General features: G+C 63.4%; 17 protein-coding genes and 1 other RNA gene. 10 read left to right on the top strand and 8 right to left on the bottom strand.

The annotated features are described in order from the left end of the window. Positions 1 to 79: 79 nt before the first annotated feature. On the top strand, positions 80 to 1,753 hold the full coding sequence (recN, locus tag RR51_RS11665; RefSeq protein ID WP_039613587.1) for a DNA repair protein RecN: 1,674 nt from the start codon (positions 80 to 82) through the stop codon (positions 1,751 to 1,753). 191 nt (positions 1,754 to 1,944) lie between these two features. On the opposite strand, the gene fur is transcribed toward recN, so the two are convergent. Next, positions 1,945 to 2,349 (bottom strand): ferric iron uptake transcriptional regulator, encoded by a 405-nt coding sequence (fur, locus tag RR51_RS11660; RefSeq protein WP_015271870.1) that lies wholly within the window; start codon positions 2,347 to 2,349, stop codon positions 1,945 to 1,947. A gap of 97 nt (positions 2,350 to 2,446) precedes the next feature. On the opposite strand from fur, the gene RR51_RS11655 reads away from it, so the two are divergent. Further along, on the top strand, positions 2,447 to 2,980 hold the full coding sequence (locus RR51_RS11655; protein WP_039613586.1) for an outer membrane protein assembly factor BamE: 534 nt from the start codon (positions 2,447 to 2,449) through the stop codon (positions 2,978 to 2,980). Between the two features lie 61 nt (positions 2,981 to 3,041). On the opposite strand, the gene RR51_RS11650 is transcribed toward RR51_RS11655, so the two are convergent. Beyond that, on the bottom strand, positions 3,042 to 3,476 hold the full coding sequence (locus RR51_RS11650; RefSeq protein ID WP_003258078.1) for a type II toxin-antitoxin system RatA family toxin: 435 nt from the start codon (positions 3,474 to 3,476) through the stop codon (positions 3,042 to 3,044). Between the two features lie 162 nt (positions 3,477 to 3,638). On the opposite strand from RR51_RS11650, the gene smpB reads away from it, so the two are divergent. Beyond that, on the top strand, positions 3,639 to 4,121 hold the full coding sequence (gene smpB / locus RR51_RS11645) for an SsrA-binding protein SmpB (RefSeq protein WP_013974300.1): 483 nt from the start codon (positions 3,639 to 3,641) through the stop codon (positions 4,119 to 4,121). Between the two features lie 134 nt (positions 4,122 to 4,255). Here the strand turns inward: smpB and RR51_RS11640 are convergent, their stop codons facing one another. Further along, positions 4,256 to 5,023: an FCD domain-containing protein gene (locus RR51_RS11640; protein ID WP_013974301.1), complete on the bottom strand. Its 768-nt coding sequence runs from the start codon at positions 5,021 to 5,023 to the stop codon at positions 4,256 to 4,258. Between the two features lie 256 nt (positions 5,024 to 5,279). Between RR51_RS11640 and RR51_RS11635 the strand changes: the two genes are divergently transcribed. The 5 genes from RR51_RS11635 (at position 5,280) to ssrA (ending at position 12,123) form a co-directional block, all read left to right on the top strand. Then, a complete protein-coding gene (locus RR51_RS11635) occupies positions 5,280 to 6,950 on the top strand; it encodes a lactate permease LctP family transporter (RefSeq protein ID WP_013974302.1) in 1,671 nt (556 codons plus the stop codon). A 63-nt stretch (positions 6,951 to 7,013) separates the two neighbouring features. Then, positions 7,014 to 8,159: an FMN-dependent L-lactate dehydrogenase LldD gene (gene lldD / locus RR51_RS11630; protein WP_013974303.1), complete on the top strand. Its 1,146-nt coding sequence runs from the start codon at positions 7,014 to 7,016 to the stop codon at positions 8,157 to 8,159. Between the two features lie 75 nt (positions 8,160 to 8,234). Then, positions 8,235 to 11,045 (top strand): FAD-binding and (Fe-S)-binding domain-containing protein, encoded by a 2,811-nt coding sequence (locus RR51_RS11625; RefSeq protein WP_039613585.1) that lies wholly within the window; start codon positions 8,235 to 8,237, stop codon positions 11,043 to 11,045. Positions 11,046 to 11,332: 287 nt separating this feature from the next. After that, positions 11,333 to 11,629: a hypothetical protein gene (locus RR51_RS11620; protein ID WP_013974305.1), complete on the top strand. Its 297-nt coding sequence runs from the start codon at positions 11,333 to 11,335 to the stop codon at positions 11,627 to 11,629. Positions 11,630 to 11,728: 99 nt separating this feature from the next. After that, positions 11,729 to 12,123: a transfer-messenger RNA gene (gene ssrA, locus RR51_RS28670) on the top strand. 229 nt (positions 12,124 to 12,352) lie between these two features. Here ssrA and RR51_RS11610 read toward each other — a convergent pair. Continuing rightward, on the bottom strand, positions 12,353 to 13,891 hold the full coding sequence (locus RR51_RS11610) for an MFS transporter (protein ID WP_039613584.1): 1,539 nt from the start codon (positions 13,889 to 13,891) through the stop codon (positions 12,353 to 12,355). A gap of 271 nt (positions 13,892 to 14,162) precedes the next feature. On the opposite strand from RR51_RS11610, the gene RR51_RS11605 reads away from it, so the two are divergent. Further along, positions 14,163 to 15,026 carry a LysR family transcriptional regulator gene (locus RR51_RS11605; protein ID WP_039613583.1) on the top strand — a complete coding sequence of 288 codons (864 nt, stop codon included), beginning with the start codon at positions 14,163 to 14,165 and terminating at the stop codon, positions 15,024 to 15,026. A gap of 57 nt (positions 15,027 to 15,083) precedes the next feature. Here RR51_RS11605 and gabP read toward each other — a convergent pair whose 3' ends face one another. From gabP to RR51_RS11590, 3 genes are all read right to left on the bottom strand, one after another. Further along, a complete protein-coding gene (gabP, locus tag RR51_RS11600) occupies positions 15,084 to 16,475 on the bottom strand; it encodes a GABA permease (protein ID WP_003258117.1) in 1,392 nt (463 codons plus the stop codon). 487 nt (positions 16,476 to 16,962) lie between these two features. Beyond that, on the bottom strand, positions 16,963 to 18,306 hold the full coding sequence (locus tag RR51_RS11595; RefSeq protein ID WP_039613582.1) for an MFS transporter: 1,344 nt from the start codon (positions 18,304 to 18,306) through the stop codon (positions 16,963 to 16,965). Positions 18,307 to 18,481: 175 nt separating this feature from the next. Continuing rightward, positions 18,482 to 19,423, bottom strand: coding sequence for a 2-hydroxyacid dehydrogenase (locus RR51_RS11590; protein ID WP_039613581.1), 942 nt, complete (start codon positions 19,421 to 19,423; stop codon positions 18,482 to 18,484). 99 nt (positions 19,424 to 19,522) lie between these two features. On the opposite strand from RR51_RS11590, the gene RR51_RS11585 reads away from it, so the two are divergent. Beyond that, a complete protein-coding gene (locus tag RR51_RS11585; RefSeq protein WP_082044684.1) occupies positions 19,523 to 20,410 on the top strand; it encodes a LysR substrate-binding domain-containing protein in 888 nt (295 codons plus the stop codon). 109 nt (positions 20,411 to 20,519) lie between these two features. On the opposite strand, the gene gudD is transcribed toward RR51_RS11585, so the two are convergent. Beyond that, on the bottom strand, positions 20,520 to 21,866 hold the full coding sequence (gene gudD / locus RR51_RS11580) for a glucarate dehydratase (RefSeq protein ID WP_039613579.1): 1,347 nt from the start codon (positions 21,864 to 21,866) through the stop codon (positions 20,520 to 20,522). Between the last annotated feature and the right edge of the window lie 16 nt (positions 21,867 to 21,882).

Genomic DNA, 21,882 nt, shown 5'->3' with positions numbered 1-21,882 from the left:
CAGAATCTGCCAAGGGGCATTGGCAGGCCTGAAAAAAGTACTGTATAAATAACCAGACCTGACTTTCGGGAGCCGCCCCATGCTGGTGCACCTGTCCATTCACAACTACGCCATCGTCGAGCACCTCGACCTCGAGATCGCCCGAGGCATGTCCGTCATCACCGGTGAGACCGGTGCAGGCAAATCGATCATGCTCGATGCCCTCGGTCTGGCCCTGGGCGACCGGGCCGACAGTGGCGTGGTGCGCCCCGGCACGGACAAGGCAGACATCCTCGCCACCTTCGACCTGGTGGACATCCCCGAGGCGCATGCCTGGCTGGCCGAGCGTGACCTGGACAACGACGGCTTGTGCATCCTGCGCCGGGTGATCACCGCCGAAGGCCGCAGCCGCGGCTACATCAATGGCACCCCCTGCCCGCTCGGCGACCTCAAGGCACTGGGCGAGCTGCTGATCGATATCCACAGCCAGCACGAGCACCAGTCACTACTCAAGACCGACACCCATCGCCGCCTGCTCGACGAGTACGCCGGCGCCGTCGACCTGGCCCGTCAGGTACAGCTGGCGGCCAAGCGCTGGAACCAGACCCGCCTGGAGCTGGAGCGCCTGTCCAACTCCGGCGATGAGCAGCGCGCCCGCCATCAGCTGCTGAGCTACCAGTTGGAGGAACTGGACAACCTCGGCCTGGGTGAATACGAACTGGAGCAGTTGGAGCAGGAACACAAGAACCTGACCAGCGCCGAAGCCTTGTTCGGCATCTGCCGCCAGGTCATCGACCAGTGCAGCGAAAGCGATTCGGGCAACGTGCTCAGCGCCCTCACCTCCAGCCTCAACCGCCTGGGTGCCGCCCCCAACTCGCCAAAGGCACTGGGCGAAGCGGCCAACCTGATCGCCAGCGCGCAGATTCAGGTCGAGGAAGCCGTGGGCGAGCTCAACCGTTTCCTCGACAACTTCGACGCCGACCCCATGCGCCTGCAGGCACTGGAAGAACGCCTCGACACTATCTATACGCTGGCACGCAAACACCGAGTGCACCCAACCGAACTGCCCCACCTGCAGCAGCAACTGATGGAAGAGCTGGAGGGCCTGAACGCCAGTGACGAGTCGATCGAGCGATTGGGTGAAGAACTGGCCGCTTTCGCCCAGCATTATAAAGAGAAGGCGCTCGAGCTCAGCGCGCTGCGCCAGCAGGCTGCCCAGCAGTTGGCGGTGGCCGTCGAGCAGGAGATCCAGCGCCTGGGCATGCCTGGCGGGCGCTTCTGTATCGCACTTACACCCAATGAAGGAGCAGACCTTTCGCCCCATGGCCTGGAGCAGATCGAGCTACTGGTCAGCGCCAACCCTGGCCAACCGCTCAAGGGCCTGGCCAAGGTGGCCTCAGGCGGTGAACTGTCCCGCATCAGCCTGGCGATCCAGGTGATTACCGCGCAGACCTCGCGCATTCCCACCCTGGTGTTCGACGAAGTCGACGTCGGTATCGGCGGGCCTACTGCCGAAATCGTCGGCCAATTGCTGCGCCGCCTGGGCGAGCGAGGCCAGGTGCTGACCGTAACCCACCTGCCGCAAGTAGCAGCACAAGGTCATCACCACCTGTTCGTACACAAGGTGCGCAATAGCGACACTACCCACACCGCCGTGGCCAATCTGGGCAAGCGCGAGCGGGTCGAGGAAGTGGCGAGGATGCTGGGCGGCATAGACCTGACCAAGGAATCCCTGGCGCATGCGCGCAAGATGGTGGTAAGCAGCAAGGCCTGAACCCTTCTTTTTCAGGCCCATTCGCGGGTAAACCCGCTCCCACAGGATATTCACCGGACCTGAGCCTGCGCAGTACCTGTGGGAGCGGGTTTACCCGCGAAGAGGCCGGCACAAACGACACCGCTCTCTGCCTCAGAAAGCACAAAGGCGACCCGAAGGTCGCCTTTGCCATTCATAACGATAAGAAATCGTTACTTCTTTTTACGTACGTACAGGACCAGATTGTGATCCACCAGCTCGTAGCCATGCTCGGCCACGATTTCGCGCTGGCGTTTCTCGATCTCGGCATCCATGAACTCGATGACTTCACTGGTCTCCACGTTAACCATATGGTCGTGATGACCGCCATCGGCCAGTTCGAACACCGCATGACCGCCGTCGAAGTTGTGGCGAACCACCAGACCCGCCGCTTCGAACTGGGTCAGTACGCGGTAGACGGTGGCCAGGCCCACGTCCTCGCCAGCCTCCATCAGCGCCTTGTAGACATCCTCGGCGCTCATGTGACGCTGCTCGGTGGAGTCGAGCATCTGAAGGATCTTGACTCGAGGCAGGGTCACCTTGAGACCGGCTTTGCGCAATTCGCTATTTTCAACCATGGTCAGCTTTCTCGCCGATGCTGCTTCGCAGCTTCTCTTAATACGGGTATGATCGGGGTTTACGTTGTCCAGCCAAGATAGTGGAAGTCGCCCACCGATGCAAAACACCAAGCTCTTGCTAACCAGCCTCACCCTAGTGGGACTGCTCGCACTCGCCGGTTGCTCGTTTCCCGGGGTTTACAAAATCGACATCCAGCAGGGCAATGTCGTTACGCAAGACATGATAGACCAATTGCGCCCCGGAATGACCCGCCGGCAAGTAAGGTTTATCATGGGTAACCCGCTAATCCAGGACACCTTCAACACCAACCGTTGGGATTACCTGTACAGCCTGCAGCCAGGCGGCGGCAAACGCCAGCAGGAACGCATGAGCGTGTTCTTCAACGAAAGCGACCAGTTGGTGAGCCTGTCCGGCGACTTCATGCCAGGCGTCAGCCGCGACCAGGAAATCCTCGGTGGCAGCAGCGACACCACGGTCAGCCCGGCCAACAAGCCAGAGCAGCCAACCGTGCAACCTGAAGAAAAACCGGCCAAGCCAGGCTCGGTGGAAGAATCCATCCAGCGCGAAATCGACACCATCGAGACCACCCCGGTCCCGACTCCAGCGCCGCTGGAAACCTCGCCTCAATAAGCGGCGAGCAGATACAAAAAAGCCCGGACCTGGTCCGGGCTTTTTGTTGCCGCTGTTTCAGTCAGGCATTCAGTTGCTTGGCACGCTGGCAAAACGCATCCACCAGCGTATTTGCCGCCTGGTTGAACAGCGGCCCCAAAGTCGCGCGCACCAGCGGGCCAGCATAGTCGAACGAAAGGTCCAGGCTGATCTTGCAGGCCTTTTCACCCAGCGGCTTGAACACCCAAAGGCCATGCAACTGGGTGAACGGCCCCTCCTCCAGGTTCATCTCGATAGACTGCCCCGGCACCAGTACATTGCGCGTGACGAAGTGCTGGCTCATGCCGCCCTTGGCCACTTCGAGCTTGGCACGCATGTGCGTGTCGCTGGCTTCGATCACCGTCGAGGCCGAGCACCAAGGCAGAAACTGCGGGTAGCTGGCCACATCGTTGACCAGATCGTAGAGCGCCTGGGCGGGATACGGCAGCAGGGCGGAGCGTTGAATATGGGTAGTCATCCAGGCATCACTTCCAAGGCTGGGTGGCGGCGCTTCGCAGCGTGCCGAAAACAGGTTCTGTCGCAAAGACAGGGGCTGTATTGTCCGGTATTCATTGCAGTGGCTCAAGCACACCGAAATCCCATAGCCGACGACGCGGCGACTGCCTATAATGCCGCCCCTATGGCTAAACAAAAGAAACATCCGACCGGGACCATCGCGCAGAACAAGAAGGCGCGACACGATTACTTCATCGAACACAAGTTCGAGGCCGGGCTGGTCCTGTCCGGCTGGGAAGTAAAAAGCCTGCGAGCCGGCAAGGCGCACCTGACTGACAGCTACGTGCTGCTGAAGGACGGTGAGGCCTGGCTGTTCGGCAGCCACATCACCCCGCTGACCACGGCCAGCACCCACGTCATAGCCGACCCCATCCGCACTCGCAAGCTGCTGCTGAACAAGCGCGAGCTCGAGCGCCTGGAAGCGGCCGTGGCGCAAAAAGGCTACACCTGCGTGGCCCTGGCGCTGTACTGGAGCAAGCACCTGATCAAGTGCGAAATCGCACTGGGCAAGGGCAAGAAGGAATTCGACAAGCGCGACACCATGCGCGAGCGCGATTCCAACCGCGAGCTGCAGCGGGCTGTGCGGAACAAGGGCAAGGAAGAGTAATACCTCTTCTTAGCCTGTTCCGGCCTCTTCGCGGGCTCGCCCGCTCCCACAGGATTAACACTGAGTTCAGATTCGGTGCGGTCTCTGTGGGAGCGGGTTTACCCGCGAAGAGGCCAGCACTGCCAGTACAAATCTCAACGCCCGCTACGCCGCTCCGCCCGCGCCACTCGCTGCGCTTCTTCATGCGCCTCTTCCAGCACCTCCTGCACATACAGAATGTGCCGGCTGGAAACTTCCCGCGCATCCTCCGCCCTGCCCTCGACTATCGCCAGGTACAGCTCCCGGTGCTGACTTATCAGCATGTCCCGGGTCTCCGTCCGTTGCTGGTACATGCCGCCGATGTTGGTCACCACGTTGCGCTTGAGCAGGTCGAACAAGCCCCGAATGGTGTGCAGCAACACGGCATTATGGCTAGCCTCGGCAATCGCCAGGTGGAAGCGCGCATCGGCCGCGCCTTCCTCCGCCCGAGTCACTTCGTCGGCCCTGGCATAGCAGTCCTGCAGCGCATCGAAGGCCGCCTTGAGGCGCGCCCGGTCCGGCTGGGTGGCGCGCTGGGCCGCGTAGTAGGCGCAGGACGCCTCCAGGGTATGGCGGAATTCGAGCAGGTCACGCTGCGCCTCGGCACTGTGCTCAAGCAGTTGCAGCAATGGGTCGCTGAAAGTGGACCCCAGAGACTCGGCGACAAAATTGCCCCCACCCTGGCGGCTGACCAGCAGCCCCTTGGCCACCAGCTTCTGGATCGCCTCACGCAGTGATGGGCGGGACACGCCGAACTGCTCGGCAAGGACGCGCTCGGCCGGCAGCCGCTGACCAGACGTCAGCGTACCTTCCAGAATCATCCCTTCCAACCGATCGACGATGTCGTCGGACAGGCGCCGTTGGCGGACCTGATCAAAAACCATCACATGCTCTCCACAAACCCCCGGCAGATTTCAGGGGGCGCCTATTCTCGCCGATCCGGGCCTTGCAAACACCCACCAGGCGACGATTTTCCCCGCCCATCAGATGCCCACTCATCGGCACACGACCAAAGTTTTGCACGGGACAAATTGACACACCCACGAAGACGCTTTTAACCTAGCGCCCAGCCATTGTAAATTGGTCTTACCAATTATCCAATGCCAGTGCCTGACCAACAACAATTAGGGGCCACCCCATATGCAAACCTGGCAACAAATCTATAGTCCGCTTGGTAGTCTTGGCCTGTCCGCACTGGCGGCGGTCATCCCCATCGTCTTCTTCTTCCTTGCCCTCGCCGTGTTCCGCCTCAAAGGCCACGTGGCCGGCAGCATCACCCTCGCATTGTCGATCCTGGTGGCGATCTTCGCCTTCCAGATGCCTGTCGACATGGCATTCGCCGCTGCAGGTTATGGCTTCCTCTACGGCCTCTGGCCGATCGCCTGGATCATCGTTGCCGCGGTGTTCCTGTACAAACTCACGGTCAAGAGCGGCCAGTTCGAAGTGATCCGCAGTTCGGTGCTGTCGATTACCGACGACCAGCGCCTGCAAGTGCTGCTGATCGGTTTCTGCTTCGGTGCCTTCCTGGAAGGTGCGGCGGGCTTTGGTGCACCGGTGGCAATCACTGCCGCGCTGCTGGTGGGCCTAGGCTTCAACCCGCTGTATGCCGCCGGCCTGTGCCTGATCGCCAACACCGCGCCAGTGGCCTTTGGCGCCCTGGGCATCCCGATCATCGTGGCCGGCCAGGTTACCGGTATCGACGCCTTCCACATTGGCGCCATGACCGGTCGCCAGCTGCCGCTGCTGTCGCTGTTCGTACCGTTCTGGCTGGTATTCATGATGGACGGCCTGCGTGGCGTGAAGGAAACCTGGCCTGCCGCCCTGGTCGCCGGCCTGAGCTTCGCCGTCACCCAGTACTTCACCTCGAACTTCATCGGCCCGGAGCTTCCGGACATCACCTCGGCCCTGGCCAGCCTGATCGCCCTGACCCTGTTCCTGAAAGTCTGGCAGCCCAAGCGTTCGTTCGCCGAAGCCAAGGGCAGCGTCGGTGCCGCCGTGGTCCAGCCAAGCGGCAGCCAACCAAGCCCCTACAGCTTTGGCGAGATCTTCAAGGCCTGGTCGCCGTTCCTGATCCTCACCGTGCTGGTCACCATCTGGACCCTGAAACCGTTCAAGGCGGCCTTCGCCCCGGGCGGCGCGATGTACAACTTCGTGTTCAACTTCGCTATCCCGCACCTCGACCAACTGGTGATCAAGTCCGCACCGATCGTCGCCGCGCCAACCGCCATGCCAGCGGTGTTCAAGCTCGACCCGATCTCTGCCACCGGCACCGCGATCTTCCTCTCGGCGCTGATCTCCATGGCCGTGCTGAAGATCAACTTCAAAACTGGTCTGACCACTTTCAAGGAAACCTTCTGGGAGCTGCGCTGGCCAATCCTGTCGATCGGCATGGTGCTGGCCTTCGCCTTCGTCACCAACTACTCGGGCATGTCCTCGACCATGGCCCTGGTGCTGGCCGGTACCGGTGCCGCGTTCCCGTTCTTCTCGCCGTTCCTCGGCTGGCTGGGTGTGTTCCTGACCGGTTCCGACACCTCGTCCAACGCCCTGTTCAGCTCGCTGCAGGCCACCACCGCGCACCAGATCGGGGTCAACGACACTTTGTTGGTAGCGGCCAACACCAGCGGCGGCGTGACCGGCAAGATGATCTCGCCGCAGTCGATCGCCGTGGCTTGCGCCGCCACCGGCCTGGTTGGCAAGGAATCCGACCTGTTCCGCTTCACCGTCAAGCACAGCCTGTTCTTCGCCACCATCGTCGGCCTGATCACTCTGATCCAGGCCTACTGGCTGACCGGCATGCTGGTTCATCACTAAAGTGAAAGGGGCCGGGCGCCATCGCGCGCCCGGCAATCCCCACACGCAACGCTGCGAGAATCCATGATCATTTCTGCCTCTACCGACTATCGCGCCGCGGCCCAACGCAAGCTGCCTCCCTTCCTGTTCCACTATGCCGACGGCGGCGCCTACGCCGAGCACACCCTGCGCCACAACGTCTCGGACCTGGCCAGCATTGCCCTGCGTCAGCGCGTGCTGAAGAACATGTCCGAGCTCAGCCTGCAGACCAAGCTGTTCGACGAAACCCTGAGCATGCCGGTGGCCTTGGCCCCGGTCGGCCTCACCGGCATGTACGCCCGCCGTGGCGAAGTGCAGGCGGCACGTGCGGCGGCGGCCCACGGCATTCCGTTCACCATGTCCACGGTGTCGGTGTGCCCGATCGAAGAAGTGGCCCCGGCCATCGACCGGCCGATGTGGTTCCAGCTGTACGTTCTCAAGGACCGCGGCTTCATGCGCAACGCCCTGGAGCGGGCCAAGGCCGCCGGGGTCAAGACCCTGGTGTTCACTGTCGACATGCCGACACCCGGCGCCCGCTACCGCGACGCCCATTCTGGCATGAGCGGCAAGAACGGCCCGCTGCGCCGCGTGCTGCAAGCCATGACCCACCCCGAGTGGGCATGGGATGTCGGCGTGATGGGGCGCCCACACGACCTGGGCAACATTTCCACCTACCGTGGCAACCCCACCGGCCTTGCCGACTACATCGGCTGGCTGGCCAACAACTTCGACCCGTCGATCTCCTGGAAAGACCTGGAGTGGATCCGCGAGTTCTGGGACGGCCCGATGATCATCAAAGGCATTCTCGATGCCGATGACGCCCGCGATGCGGTCAGGTTCGGTGCCGACGGCATCGTCGTGTCCAACCACGGCGGCCGCCAGCTCGACGGCGTGCTGTCCAGCGCCCGCGCCCTGCCGGCAATTGCCGATGCGGTCAAAGGTGACCTGAAGATCCTCGCCGATTCCGGCATCCGCAGCGGCCTCGACGTGGTGCGTATGATCGCCCTGGGCGCCGATACCGTACTGATCGGCCGCGCCTTCCTCTACGCCCTTGCCGTGCACGGCCAGGCCGGGGTGAAAAACCTGCTGGAGCTGTTCGAGAAGGAAATGCGCGTAGCGATGGTGCTGACCGGCGCCAAGTCGATCAGCGAGATCACCCGCGACTCGCTGGTACGCGAACTGGGCGCCTGACCGCCCGCAAGAACGACCGCCTGATTGACCCGGGGCATGGGGCGCACAGACGCCACGGCCCCGCGAGGAGACTGCATGAGCCTGCCCGCCGCGTTCCTGCGTGATGCCGAGCGCCTGATCCCCGCCGAACGCCGCTTCGACGACCCCACCTCCACTTTGGCTTTCGGCACCGATGCCAGCTTCTACCGGCTGATCCCCAAGCTGGTGGTGCGCGTCGAGTCCGAAGACGAAGTGGTCGGCCTGATCAAACTGGCCCAGCGCGAGCGGGTGCCGGTCACCTTCCGCGCCGCCGGCACCAGCCTGTCCGGCCAGGCCATCAGTGACTCGGTGCTGATGGTGCTGGGCGATAACTGGAACGGCCGCGAAATCCGCGGCCAAGGCGAGCAGATCCGCTTGCAGCCCGGCGTCATCGGCGCCCAGGCCAATGCCTGGCTGGCTCCCTTCGGGCGCAAGATCGGCCCCGACCCGGCGTCGATCAACGCCTGCAAGATCGGCGGCATCGTCGCCAACAACGCCAGCGGCATGTGCTGCGGCACCGCGCAGAACACCTACCACACCCTGGCCGGCCTGCGCCTGGTGCTGGCCGACGGCACGCGCCTGGACAGCGAAGACCCGGCCAGCGTCGCTGCGTTCGAGGCCAGCCACGCCGGCCTGCTGGAAGCACTGGCCCGCCTGGGCCGCGAGACCCGCGCCAACACTGCACTCGCCGAGCGCATCCGGCACAAATACCGGCTGAAGAACACCACTGGCCTATCGCTGAACGCACTGGTGGACTACGACCAGCCACTGGATATCCTGCAGCACCTGTTGGTCGGCTCCGAAGGTACCCTGGGCTTCATCAGTGCCGTCACCTACGACACCGTGCCCGACCACCCGCACAAGGCCAGCGCACTGCTGGTTTTCCCCAGCGTGGAAAGCTGCTGCCGCGCGGTGACCGTGCTCAAGCGCCAGCCGGTCTCGGCCGTTGAACTGCTCGACCGCCGCAGCCTTCGCTCAGTGCAGAACATGCCCGGCATGCCATTGTGGGTAAAAGGCCTGTCGGACGACGCCTGCGCCCTGCTGATCGAGTCCCGCGCCGCCAGCCAGAGCCTGCTGCATGAACAGCTGCAACAGGTGATGGCCTCGATCGCCGACTTCCCACTGGAACAGCAGGTGGACTTCAGCGAAGACCCGGCCGTGTACAACCAGCTGTGGAAGATCCGCAAGGACACCTTCCCCGCCGTCGGCGCCGTACGCCAGACCGGCACCACCGTCATCATCGAAGACGTCACCTTCCCCATCGAGCAACTGGCCGAAGGCGTCAACCGCCTGATCCAGCTGTTCGACAAGCATCGCTACGATGAAGCGATCATTTTCGGCCACGCCCTGGAAGGCAACCTGCACTTCGTCTTCACCCAGGGTTTCAACAGCGCAGAGGAAGTCGCACGCTACCAGGCCTTCATGGACGACGTGGCGCAACTGGTCGCGGTGGAGTTCGGCGGCTCGCTCAAGGCCGAGCACGGCACCGGGCGCAACATGGCACCGTTTGTGGAGCTGGAATGGGGCCACGACGCCTATCAACTGATGTGGAAGCTCAAGCGCCTGCTCGACCCCAACGGCATCCTCAACCCTGACGTGGTGCTCAGTGAAGACCCGGACATCCACCTGAAAAACCTCAAGCCGCTGCCCGCTGCCGACGAGATCGTCGACAAGTGCATCGAGTGCGGCTTCTGCGAACCGGTGTGCCCTTCCAAAGGCCTGACCCTCAGCCCACGTCAGCGCATCGTCATGTGGCGTGACATCCAGGCCAAACAGCGCGCCGGCATCGACACCCGGGAATTGCGCCAGACCTACCAGTACCAGGGCATCGACACCTGCGCCGCCACCGGCCTGTGCGCCCAGCGCTGCCCGGTCGGCATCAACACCGGCGAACTGGTGAAGAAACTGCGCAGCCAGGCCGCCGAACACGAAAAAACCGCCGACTGGCTAGCCGATCACTTCCACACCGCCCTGGGCGGCGCGCGCCTGACCCTGACCGCCGCCAATACCGCACGCAAGCTGCTCGGCGCCCCACGCCTGGGCCGCCTGAGCGCCTCGCTGAACAAAGCCAGCAAAGGCCGCCTGCCAAAGTGGACCCCGGCGATGCCACAACCACTGCGCCCACTGGACTTTGGCCCGGCCAGCAACGACGCCCGCCCTCGCGTGGTGTACCTGGCTGCCTGCGTCTCGCGGGTGATGGGCCCGGCCTATGCCGACCGCGAGCAGAGTTCGCTGCTGGACAAGACCCGCGCCCTGCTGGAAAAAGCCGGCTACCAGGTGGTGTTCCCTGACAACGCCGACAGCCTGTGCTGCGGCCAACCGTTCGCCTCGAAGGGCTACCCCGAGCAGGCCGAACACAAACGCCAGGAACTGCTTGCCGCCCTGCTGCACGCCAGCCGCGGCGGCCTCGATCCGATCTACTGCGACACCAGCCCCTGCACTCTGCGCCTGGTGCAGGACCTGAACGACACCCGGCTGGACCTGTACGACCCGGTGCGCTTCATCCGCACCCACCTGCTCGAGCGCCTGGAGTTCACCCCCCAGGACGAACCAGTGGCCGTGCATGTGACCTGCAGCACCCAGCACCTGGGCGAAAGCCAGGCGCTGATCGACCTGGCGCGGCGGTGCAGCAAACAGGTGGTGATCCCGGAGGGCATACATTGCTGCGGCTTTGCCGGTGACAAAGGCTTCACCACCCCCGAGCTCAACGCCCACTCGCTGCGCAGCCTGAAGGATGCGGTGCAATATTGCAGCGAAGGCATCTCCACCAGCCGCACCTGCGAGATCGGCCTGTCCAGCCATAGTGGCATCGATTACCACGGGCTGGTCTACCTTGTAGACCGCGTCACCCGGCCGCGTAGCATATGACCGTTTAACGCAAAACCTGATAGCTGCCGCAATCCCTGTGGGAGCGGGCAAGCCCGCGAACACCGGCGCAGCCGGTGCCATACACCGCGCAGCCTGCTTCGCGGGCATGCCCGCTCCCACAGGGACCGCGCCGGCTTTGGGCCCACGCCGTACCTGTAGGAGCGGCTTCAGCCGCGAACACCGGCAAAGCCGGTGCCATCCCCCGCCAGCATCCGATTGAACCCCCGCCAATCCTCCACAGTCCATCCTTACAGGCCCACCTTCCAGAGGCCCAGAAGGAGACTCCCATGAAAGGTACCGCGCTTTCGGCCCTGTTCGCGGCCGCCACCCTGCTGGCTTCGCCGGTATTCGCCGCCGAAGACCTCTGCACCGCCAACCTGCAAAAGATCGACGACAGCATGGCCACCGCCGGCGCTACCTCCGAAGGCCTGGACAAGGCCATCACCGAGCACGTCGACAAAGCCAAGGCTGCCCAGGCATCGGGGGACACCAAGGAATGCATCGCCATCACCAGCAAAGTCCTGGAGCGGTTGGAAAAAACGGAGAAAGGCAGCGGCACCAGCGGCGGCGGTAGCGGCGCGTGAGCCCAAAAGCGGGCGACCGGACTGGCTGTCGACGTCGCCCGCGCAATGGCGTATACTCTGCCTCACGTACCGTAAGGTGCGTTAGCTTAGAGCTAGTGTGGGGCCGATCAGGATTCGACGCCGGTAGCGAAACTCTAGGTGCATGCCGAGTTGGTAACAGAACTCGTAAATCCACTGTTGCAACTTTCTATAGTTGCCAATGACGAAAACTTCGAGGCGGAGTACGCTCTCGCTGCGTAAGCAGCCGAGCCCGACCTTCTGGTAGCTTCGGCTCCAGCAATCATCAGGGGATGCCTGTAAACCCGAAATGATTGTCATACAGAACAGGATCGTCGTGTAGCACGTTGGGGGCAAAGCGACTAAAACTTACCCAACTCGTCCAAAGCACCCTGCCCGTCGGGCGGCTGCGGATTAACTCAGTAGACACGGCTAAGCATGTAGTACCGACAGCGGAGTACTGGCGGACGGGGGTTCAAATCCCCCCGGCTCCACCAAATTCCAAAGAAGAAGACGCCCTCAGGCGTCTTTTTTTGTGCCTGGATTTTGGGTTGTGCGAGCCCACAAAGTCAGAATCAGGCTTTTCCGCATAGGGCGTTTCCCAAAGATACTCCCTGCGCCGGTTTGCTCTTCACCGGTCTCTCAACCCAAACACGGCTTCCACCACGTGAGTGACAGCAAACGCTGGTCGCCCCAGTTGCCAGGTCGTGATGCCCGCCGCCAGCTTCATGATTGCCTCTCAACCAGCAACACTTCCGGCACGGCCGGCAGCGGCCGGCTCAGCAACACGCCAACCAGCATCGCGAACAGCAGCGCCGCCACACCGGCGACCTGCAACACGGCTTCGAAGCCCCCGATGAACGCCTGGCGGGCCAAGGGTGCCACCGTTTCCCGCAACCTGGGCTCCAGCAACGCCAACGCCGCCTGCAAATCACCCGCGGCAACCCGGGTAGCCATCGCGGAAACCTGGCCCGATTGCCCAGGCGCCACGGCAGCCATGGCCTCATACAGCAACTGCCCACTACGTGCAGCCAGCACACCACCCAACCCACCGATGGCCAGCACGATCGCCCCGAACCGCGTGGTTGTACTCAACCCCGAAGCCATGCCGGTACGCTCACGCGGCACGCAAGCCATGATGTTCTTCTGCGTATCGCCATTCAGCAGCCCGGCACCGGCACCCAGCACCAGGCTTGCCAGGGCGAATGTACCGTAACCGCCTTGCTGAGTGGCCCCAGCACACAGCAGGTTACCCGTCCCGACCAAAACCAGGCCGAGTGCGAATACCTGCGCCGGGCTCCAGTGTGCAGCCAGACGCATGCCCAGGCGTGGCGTCAGCAGCATGGCCACGGCAAACGGCAGCATGCCCGCCCCTGCGGCCAGGGCCGACAGCTGCAGGCCGTTCTGCAAGTAAAGCGGCAGCAGGGTCATCATCACCTGGGCGCAGGCAGCATAGGCAAACATCCCCAGCAAGGCGCCAACGAAGCGCCCGCTGCGCATTAGCCGCAGGTCGATCATCGGCCGTTCCTGGCTGCGCTCGACCATGACGAACAGGCCGAACAGGAAGGCGCTGATCACCAGCCGTCCCAGGGTTTGCGCACTGCCCCAGCCCACCTGGTTGGCATCGATCATTGCCCAGATCAGGTAACCCAGGCTGCCGGCGAAAGTCAGGCTGCCCCATGGGTCGAGCCGGGCCGCAGCGCTGTCACGGGACTCTTCGACACTGCGCAGCACCATCACTGCGAGCACTGCCACCAACGGCAGGTTGATGTAGAAGATCCAGCGCCAGCCAAGGGTGCTGGCGATCAACCCGCCCAGCAGCGGCGCAAAGGTGATGGTGGCGCCCATGCAGGCGCCCCAGAAGGCCCAGGCGCGCATGCGTTCCTGGGGTTGGTGGAAGCGGTTGCCGATCGCGGCCAGGGCCGAGGTCAGCAGCAATGCCGCGCCAACGCCCTTGGCTGCCCTGGCCAGGTCGAGGAACAGCAGGTTGGGCGCCGCGCCACAGGCCAGCGAGGCGATGCCGAAGAGGGCCAGGCCGAGCAGCAACATGCGGCGGCGACCAAAGCGGTCGGCCAGGCTGCCAGCGGGCAGCAGGCAGGCGGCAAAGGCCAGCAGGTAGGCGCTGACCACCCATTCGATATCGGCAAACGAGCCGGACAGGTCGCGGGCGATGCTGGGCAGGCTGACCGCGACGATATTGGTGTCGAGAATGATCAGGGCGCAGACCAGGGAGGCGGTGAGCAGGGTGAAACGCGCAGAGGGCATGGTGAGGCTCCGGATGCAGGGCTGGTTGGTCAAATCGCCGGGGCTGCCCTGCAGCCCATCGCAGGCAAGCCAGCTCCTACAGGGACCGCACCGCCTTCGAGGATTGCGCAATACCTGTACCTGCGATGGACTGCAAAGCGATCCCCTGCAATTCCCAGGCAGCCTTTGCCGCCAAGCCACCAGCCTTGTAGTGTTGGCCTCACCATAACGCCACCAGCCCCCAGGCTTGTTAGCCACGGCGGCTCGCGTCATTACCCTGCAGGTAACACCCATGGAAATCCGCCATTTCCGCTACTTCCTCTGCGTCGCCCGCCACGGTCATTTCACCCGTGCCGCCGAACAGCTGGGCATCGCCCCGCCCACGCTCAGCCGGCAGATCCAGGACATGGAGCGCGAACTGGGCGTGCGCCTGTTCGAGCGCAACCAGCGCGAGGTCAACCTCACCGCAGCGGGCCAGGCGCTGTTGATCGAAGCCGAACATGCCGTGCGCCAGTTCGATGCTGCACAACTGGGCGCGCAACGGGCCGCCCGAGGCGAAAGCGGGCGCATCGAACTGGGCTATGTGGCTTCGGCCGCGTACTCGGGCATGCTCCAGCAGCAAGTCAGCCGCTACAGCGAAACCTGCCCCAGCGTACGCCTGAACATCCGCGAACTGCCGATGGCCGAACTGCCCGGCATGGTCCGCGACGGCCTGCTTGACCTTGCCTATGTGCGCTCGCCGATGGAGCTGCCCGAGGAACTCGAAGCTATCGCCTTGCACCAGGAAGGTTTCGTCCTCGCCCTGCCCGCCAGCTCACGGATAAATGAAGTGCCGCAGATCCCGGCCTCACGCCTGGCCAATGAAACCTTCATCCTGCCCGAACAGATCTCCGGCACGCTGGAGGTGGCCGCACAAGGTGGTTTCGTCCCGAGGCTCGGCCCTCAGCCGGGCAGCCTGGTGGCGGTGATCACCCTGGTGTCACTCGGCCAAGGCATCGCAGTGGTGCCGGAATCGGTGGTGCAGCGCATCAGCCTGCCGCAGGTGCACTACCGGCGTATTGTCGACTGCCAGGCCAGCTCGTGGCTGAGCCTGATCCACCGGCGCTTCGAGAAAGCGCCGGCGGCAATCAGATACATCAAGATGATGAAAGGCTGAAAAAACAAAGGGCACCCATCCACTGGTGCCCTTTGCCCTACCGCCAGGTGAACTCAATCACCCCATCGAACGCACCCCCACAGGTTGCGCATTGCCCCGCGTGGTCACGATCCCAAGGAAGGAAATCACGATCGCCAGGCCCAGTGTCGAGCTCACTTCCGCCCGGTGTTCAGGCGTGAACATCATGACCGCCAGTGCTCCGCCAATGAACAGGATCACCGCCCAGGTCAGGTACGGGAACAGCCACATGCGGAACTTCAGCTCGGTGTTTTCCCGCTCCAGGCGACGGCGCATGCGCAGCTGCGAAATCGCGATGACCATGTACACCAGCAAGGCAATGGCACCGGAGCTGGCCAGCAGGAACTCGAACACACCCTTCGGCGCGAAGTAATTGAGGATGGCAATGGCCGCGCCGATCAACGTGCTGCCGAATACCGCAGCGCGTGGCACGCCGACCTTGGAGGTCTTGTTGAGCATGGCCGGTGCGTCACCGCGCTTGGCCAGCGAGTACATCATCCGCGAGGCAATGTAGATCGAAGAGTTCATGCAGCTGGTCACTGCCACTAGCACCACCAGGTCGACCATGAAGGCCGCGTTGGGGATGTTCATGATCTCCAGCGCACGCTGGTAAGAGCCCACCACCGCCAGCTGCGGGTCGTTCCACGGCACCACCGAAATGATCACGAAGATCGACAGGATGTAGAAGGTACTGATGCGCCAGATCACCGAGCGAGTGGCCTTGGCGATGTTGCGCGACGGGTCGCTCGATTCGGACGCGGCAATGGTCACCGCTTCGGTGCCGATGAAGCTGAACATCACGGTGATGAACGCACCAACCACGGCCGACCAGCCCTTCGGCGCGAAGCCGCCGTGCTCGGCCATCAAGCTGCTCAGGCCACTGACCTCGCGGTTGGGCAGCCAGCCCATAAGTGCGGCGAAACCCAGGCCGATGAAACCGAGAATGGCCGTGACTTTGAGAATGGCGAACCAGAACTCGAACTCACCGTACTTGGCCACGCTGAACAGGTTGGTACCAGCCAGCAGCAGCACCGAAGCCAGGGCAAATATCCAGCTGTCCACCTGCGGGAACCAGGCGTTCAGTACATGCCCGGCGGCCAGTGCTTCGATCGGGATTACCAGTACCCAGAACCACCAGTACAGCCAACCGATGGTGTAGCCGGCCCAGCGGCCGATGGCCTGCTCGGCGTAGGTGGAAAACGATCCGGTGTCCGGGTGTGCCACGGCCATTTCGCCGAGCATGCGCATGACCAGTACCACCAAGGTCCCGGCCACGAAATAGGAGATTATGGTAGCTGGCCCGGCTGCCGCGATGGCGTGGCCAGAGCCGACGAAAAGTCCGGCGCCGATGATGCCGGCGATGGACAGCATCGTTACGTGACGTGGCTTGAAACCTTGTGCAAGGTTGCCATCAGATCCCACGGTGTTCATTGATGTTGTTCTCTTTTTACTGACACAAGGATGGACGGGCAGGTGTAGGCGAAAATATCTCCTTTGAAATCAATAAGTCGACACGTTACTCGCGCTCTGTTGTGGATATTTGGCACGCGTCACAGAGCAACGTGTCAGTGCAGGTCGGGCTTCATTTAAGCCCCGCAGGGCTGTGGGAAATTACACGAGAACGCCCCGGAACTGTTCGATCACGACAGGGCATCCCCATTAACGTCAGAAGTCGCGAATGGCATACCCGATCCCGTCACCAGGCCGTCTGGAGCTTTTGTTTTTCATTTGGGTGTGTTGTGGCTGTACTGGCCCTTTCGCGGGCTCGCCCGCTCCCACAGGTACTCCACGCGCCTCAAACCTGTGGCGTACCTGTGGGAGCGGCAAGCCCGCGAAAGGGCCGGTGCAGCCAATCACTACTTTCTGCCGGCCACAAAAAAACCCCGGTCTCCCGGGGCCTCTGTTGCCAGGCGTCTGCCTACGCCTGCCCGGTACGCTCGAAGCGTCGGGCCAGCAACAGGTAAGCGAGGATCCCCAGCACGCCATGGGCGGCCACGAACCAGAGTGCGTTATGGAACGAGCCGGTGCTGGCCACCACATAACCGATCACCAACGGGGTGACGATACCGGCGATGTTGCCGATGCCGTTGAACACGCCACCGCACAGGCCAACCATCTTCTTCGGCGCCACATCCGACAACACCGCCCAGCCCACCGCCGCCAGGCCCTTGCCGAAGAAGGCCAGGGTCATCAGGGCGATCACCGCGGCATTGCCGTCCACATAGTTGGCCAGCACCAGGCTGGTAGAGAGCCCCATGCCGATGATGAAGGGGGTCTTGCGCGCCCTGGACGGGTGCACGCCACGGCGGATCAGCCAGTCGGACACGAAGCCACCGAGAATGCCACCGGTAAACCCGCAGATTGCCGGCAACGCGGCCACCCAGCCGGCCTCCATGATGGTCATGCCACGGCCCTTGATCAGGTAGATCGGGAACCAGGTGATGAAGAAGTAGGTGAGCGCGGTGATGCAGTACTGGCCCAGGTACACCGCCCACAGGTTACGGCTGGTGAACAGTTGCGCAAGCTCGGCCCGGGTCGGTTTGCTCTTGGCGGTCTTGCGTTCCTTTTCCAGGTCGACCAGGGCGCCGCCTTCACGCATGTAATCCAGCTCTTCGGGGCTCAGCCCTGGCGCACTGTGCGGCTCGTGGTACAAGCGGAACCACGCCACGCTCAGCGCCAGCCCCAGCACGCCCATCCAGATGAACACCTGCTCCCAGCTCAGCGCATGGGTCATCCACGCCATCAACGGTGCGAACACCACCACGGCCATGTACTGCGCCGAGTTGAACAGCGCCGAGGCGGTGCCGCGCTCGCGGGTGGGGAACCAGCAACTGACGATGCGCGAGTTGGCCGGGAAGGCCGGCGACTCCACCAGGCCCAGCATGAACCGCATGGAGAACAGCGCCACGGCGGCGGACACACCAGCCAGGCCCAACCAGCCCACGGTCCCTTGCAGCAGGGTGAACAGCGACCAGAGGATCAGGCTGATGCCGTAGACCCGGCGGGCGCCGAAGCGGTCGAGCAACCAGCCGCCAGGCACTTGGCCCAAGGCGTAGGCCCAGGCGAAAGCAGAGAAGATCATGCCCAGCATGACCGGGTCCAGGCCGAGGTCCTTGAGCACCTCGGTACCGGTAATCGACAGGGTGGCGCGGTCGGCGTAGTTGATGACGGTGATGACGAAGATCAGTGCCAGGACCAGGAAGCGATGGCGACCGATCCCGGCCACGGCCTGCGGTGCGGCGACGGCGGATTTGCTGTTCATGTGGACCCTCTTGCTTCTCGGTGGAAGCGATTGTTCTTGTGCGGAGAAGGTGTGGCCCTTGGGGGCTTGTGTTGCCTGTGCCGGCCTCTTCGCGGCTAAAGCCGCTCCCACAGGGTCAGTGCAGTGTTCAAGGCATGCGCTGTCCCTGTGGGAGCCGGCTTGCCGGCGATGGGGCCTACGCGCAATTCGGGGGAACCTCGCCGCGGAAGCAAGCAGCGAGATTCGATAAAACCATCTGCCCCATTTCCAGCCGGGTTTGCAGCGTGGCGCTGCCTCGATGCGGCTGCAGAACGACCTGATTCAGGTCACGCAGCGCCGGCGGCACATGCGGCTCGTCGACGAACACATCCAACCCGGCCCCGGCAATGCGCTGCTCACGCAACGCCTCGACCAGCGCGTCCTCATCGACCAACTTGCCACGCGCCACATTGACCAGGTACCCCTCCGGCCCCAGTGCATCGAGCACCTCGGCCGTCACCAGCACCTGCCCGCCATCGGCGGCAGCTGCAACCACCAGCACATCCACCGAACGTGCCAGTGCCACCAGGTCGGCCTCAAAGCGGTAGCCGGTTTCTGGTTGTTCGCGCCGCCCGTTGTAGGCAACGCGCATGTCGAATGCAGCGGCACGCCGAGCGATAGCCTTGCCCACCTCGCCAAGCCCGACGATGCCCAGTTCGATACCGCTGACCTTGCGCGCCAATGGCAGATCGACCTTGCCCCACAAGCCATCACGCACCAGCCGCTCACCCTCGCCTAGGCGGCGCAAGGTGCCAATGATCAAGCCCATGGCCAGGTCGGCCACATCGGCGGTGAGCACGCCCGGCGTGGTGGTGACATGGATGCCGCGGCTGGCCGCATGGCGCAGGTCCACGGCATCGGTGCCGATGCCGCTGATAGCGATGATCTCCAGCGCGGGCAGTTGCTCCATCAGCTCATTGGACAGGCCCTTGGCACCGCCTGTAACCACACCACGAATGCGCGGGCCGGCTTCGTCGAGCAACTGTTGCGGGTTGGAATGCTGATACGGGCGATGTACCCGATAGGCGCTGACCAGCCGGGCATCGATGGCCTCTGGTACTGGCTGGGTCAACAGCACTTCGATGGGGTTTTCGTTCATGGTGGGCATCCGGCAGTTCGAAGACATGACTCGATGCTAGGCCGGCATTTGATACAGGTCTAATATAGATTCTGGATCGAATAATTCAGGAATTGAATCATGGAGCTGCATCAGCTGCGCTGTTTCGTGGCCGTGGCCGAAGAGCTGCATTTCGGCCGTGCCGCCACCCGCCTGCACATGACCCAACCGCCCTTGAGCCGGCAGATCCAGTTGCTGGAACATGCCCTGGGCGTGTTGCTGCTCGAACGTAACAACCGCCAGGTGCGGCTGACCCTGGCGGGCCAGAGCTTTCTCGAAGACGCCCGTCGCATCCTGCAAATTGCCGAGTCGGCCAGCCATTCGGCGCGGCGCATTGCTCATGGCGAAGCGGGCCGGTTGACCCTGGGTTTCACCGCAGTGGGTGCCTACAACATGATCCCGCGCTTGCTGGTGCATGCCGGGCAGACGCTGCCGGACATCGAACTGGTGCTCAGCGAACGCATCTCCAGCACCCAGGTGCATGACCTGGAGGCAGGGCTGATCGATGTTGGCCTGGTGCGCCAGGTGCTGCCCAGCGCGCGTGTGGAGTACCTGCCGGTCCACCGCGAACCTTTCATCGCCGCCCTGCCCGCAGGGCATGCGCTGGTGGCACGTGAGCGACTCAGGCCGAGCGATTTCGATGAACAACCATTCGTGATGTACAGCGCCAACGAAGGGCGCTACTTCCATGACCACATCGCCAACCTGTTTGCCCGGCATGAGGTGCAGCCGCGGTACCTGCACCAACTGGGGCAGACTCACTCGATACTGGGGCTGGTCAATGTGGGGCTGGGCTGTGCGGTAGTGCCGGCCTCGGCGCAGGCATTGCGCCTGGAGCAGGTGGTGTTCAAGCCATTAGTGGGGATGGAGCAGCAGGCGGAGATATTCCTGGCGTTCTGCCGGGATAACCCCAACCCGGTGCTGGGGGCATTCGTAGCGATGGCGCGGGCCTTCTTCGAGCAGGGTTAACCTGTTCCGGCCCTTTCGCGGGTAAACCCGCTCCCACTGGGTTTGCATAAACCTTGAGCGATATGCAGTACCTGTAGGAGCGGGTTCACCCGCGAAGAGGCCAGCAGCCTCAACGCACCAGGCAAGGCCGCTTGTTATCGAAGCTCCACCCCGGAATCAGGAACTGCATTGCCACGCTGTCATCCCGCGCGCCCAACCCCATGTTGCGGTAGCACTCATGCGCCTTGGCCAACTGGTCTTCATCCAGCTCCACCCCAAGCCCCGGTCGCGCCGGCACGTGCACATGCCCGTCGACGATGCGCAGTGGTTCGCGGGTCAGGCGCTGGCCGTCCTGCCAGATCCAGTGGGTGTCGATCGCAGTGATTTCCCCCGGCGCCGCAGCCGCCACCTGGGTGAACATTGCCAGCGAGATATCGAAGTGGTTGTTGGAATGCGAACCCCAGGTCAGCCCCCAGTCGTTGCACATCTGCGCCACCCGTACCGAACCCTGCAAGGTCCAGAAGTGCGGGTCGGCCAGCGGGATGTCCACCGATTGCAACTGGATCGCATGGCCCATCTGCCGCCAGTCGGTAGCGATCATGTTGGTGGCGGTGGGCAGGCCGGTGGCACGGCGGAACTCGGCCATCACCTCACGGCCCGAGTAGCCGTTCTCGGCACCGCATGGGTCTTCGGCGTAGGCCAGCACATCGTGCTTGTCGCGGCACAGGGCAATGGCCTCCTTCAATGACCAGGCACCATTCGGGTCGAGGGTGATGCGGGCTTCGGGGAAACGTTCGGCCAGCGCCGTTACCGCTTCCATCTCCTCCTCGCCGCGCAACACCCCGCCCTTGAGCTTGAAGTCGCTGAAGCCATAGCGCGCCTTGGCGGCCTCGGCCAGGCGCACCACCGCGTCCGGGGTCAGGGCCTTTTCGTGGCGCAGGCGGAACCAGTCGTCCTCGGCCTCGGCTTCGTTGCGGTAGGCAAGGTTGGTCTGCTGGCGGTCGCCGATGTAGAACAGGTAACCGAGCATCTTCACCGCCTCGCGCTGCTGCCCCTCGCCCAGCAGTGCCGCCATCGGCACGTTCAGGTGCTGGCCGAGCAGGTCGAGCAGCGCCGACTCGATGGCCGTCACCGCATGCACGGTGATGCGCAGGTCGAAGGTCTGCAGGCCGCGACCAGCCGAGTCACGGTTGGCAAAGGTCTGGCGCATGGCATTGAGCACGCGCTGATAATGGCCGATCGGCTGACCGACCACCAGGCTGCGGGCGTCCTCCAGTGTCTGGCGGATCTTCTCGCCGCCCGGCACCTCGCCCAACCCGGTATTGCCGGCGCTGTCACGCAGCACCACAACGTTACGGGTGAAGAACGGGCCATGAGCACCACTGAGGTTGAGCAGCATGCTGTCGTGCCCGGCGACGGGGATCACGCGCAGATCAGTGACCACGGGGGTGCTGGTGTGAAGGGTCTGCATGTTCATGGTTGTTGTCTCGCAG

Origin of the sequence: Pseudomonas sp. C5pp, assembly GCF_000814065.1 — a bacterium.
Taxonomy (GTDB): domain Bacteria; phylum Pseudomonadota; class Gammaproteobacteria; order Pseudomonadales; family Pseudomonadaceae; genus Aquipseudomonas; species Aquipseudomonas asiatica.
Note: the sequence above shows the minus strand (reverse complement) of the source record. Positions and strands in the feature narration are given on the sequence as shown.

What these genes read in the sequence shown, in the direction of transcription:
- recN (WP_039613587.1), top strand. Translation starts at nt 80, where the DNA reads ATGCTGGTGCACCTGTCCATTCACAACTACGCCATCGTCGAGCACCTC.
- fur (WP_015271870.1), bottom strand. Translation starts at nt 2,349, where the DNA reads ATGGTTGAAAATAGCGAATTGCGCAAAGCCGGTCTCAAGGTGACCCTG.
- RR51_RS11655 (WP_039613586.1), top strand. Translation starts at nt 2,447, where the DNA reads ATGCAAAACACCAAGCTCTTGCTAACCAGCCTCACCCTAGTGGGACTG.
- RR51_RS11650 (WP_003258078.1), bottom strand. Translation starts at nt 3,476, where the DNA reads ATGACTACCCATATTCAACGCTCCGCCCTGCTGCCGTATCCCGCCCAG.
- smpB (WP_013974300.1), top strand. Translation starts at nt 3,639, where the DNA reads ATGGCTAAACAAAAGAAACATCCGACCGGGACCATCGCGCAGAACAAG.
- RR51_RS11640 (WP_013974301.1), bottom strand. Translation starts at nt 5,023, where the DNA reads ATGGTTTTTGATCAGGTCCGCCAACGGCGCCTGTCCGACGACATCGTC.
- RR51_RS11635 (WP_013974302.1), top strand. Translation starts at nt 5,280, where the DNA reads ATGCAAACCTGGCAACAAATCTATAGTCCGCTTGGTAGTCTTGGCCTG.
- lldD (WP_013974303.1), top strand. Translation starts at nt 7,014, where the DNA reads ATGATCATTTCTGCCTCTACCGACTATCGCGCCGCGGCCCAACGCAAG.
- RR51_RS11625 (WP_039613585.1), top strand. Translation starts at nt 8,235, where the DNA reads ATGAGCCTGCCCGCCGCGTTCCTGCGTGATGCCGAGCGCCTGATCCCC.
- RR51_RS11620 (WP_013974305.1), top strand. Translation starts at nt 11,333, where the DNA reads ATGAAAGGTACCGCGCTTTCGGCCCTGTTCGCGGCCGCCACCCTGCTG.
- RR51_RS11610 (WP_039613584.1), bottom strand. Translation starts at nt 13,891, where the DNA reads ATGCCCTCTGCGCGTTTCACCCTGCTCACCGCCTCCCTGGTCTGCGCC.
- RR51_RS11605 (WP_039613583.1), top strand. Translation starts at nt 14,163, where the DNA reads ATGGAAATCCGCCATTTCCGCTACTTCCTCTGCGTCGCCCGCCACGGT.
- gabP (WP_003258117.1), bottom strand. Translation starts at nt 16,475, where the DNA reads ATGAACACCGTGGGATCTGATGGCAACCTTGCACAAGGTTTCAAGCCA.
- RR51_RS11595 (WP_039613582.1), bottom strand. Translation starts at nt 18,306, where the DNA reads ATGAACAGCAAATCCGCCGTCGCCGCACCGCAGGCCGTGGCCGGGATC.
- RR51_RS11590 (WP_039613581.1), bottom strand. Translation starts at nt 19,423, where the DNA reads ATGAACGAAAACCCCATCGAAGTGCTGTTGACCCAGCCAGTACCAGAG.
- RR51_RS11585 (WP_082044684.1), top strand. Translation starts at nt 19,523, where the DNA reads ATGGAGCTGCATCAGCTGCGCTGTTTCGTGGCCGTGGCCGAAGAGCTG.
- gudD (WP_039613579.1), bottom strand. Translation starts at nt 21,866, where the DNA reads ATGAACATGCAGACCCTTCACACCAGCACCCCCGTGGTCACTGATCTG.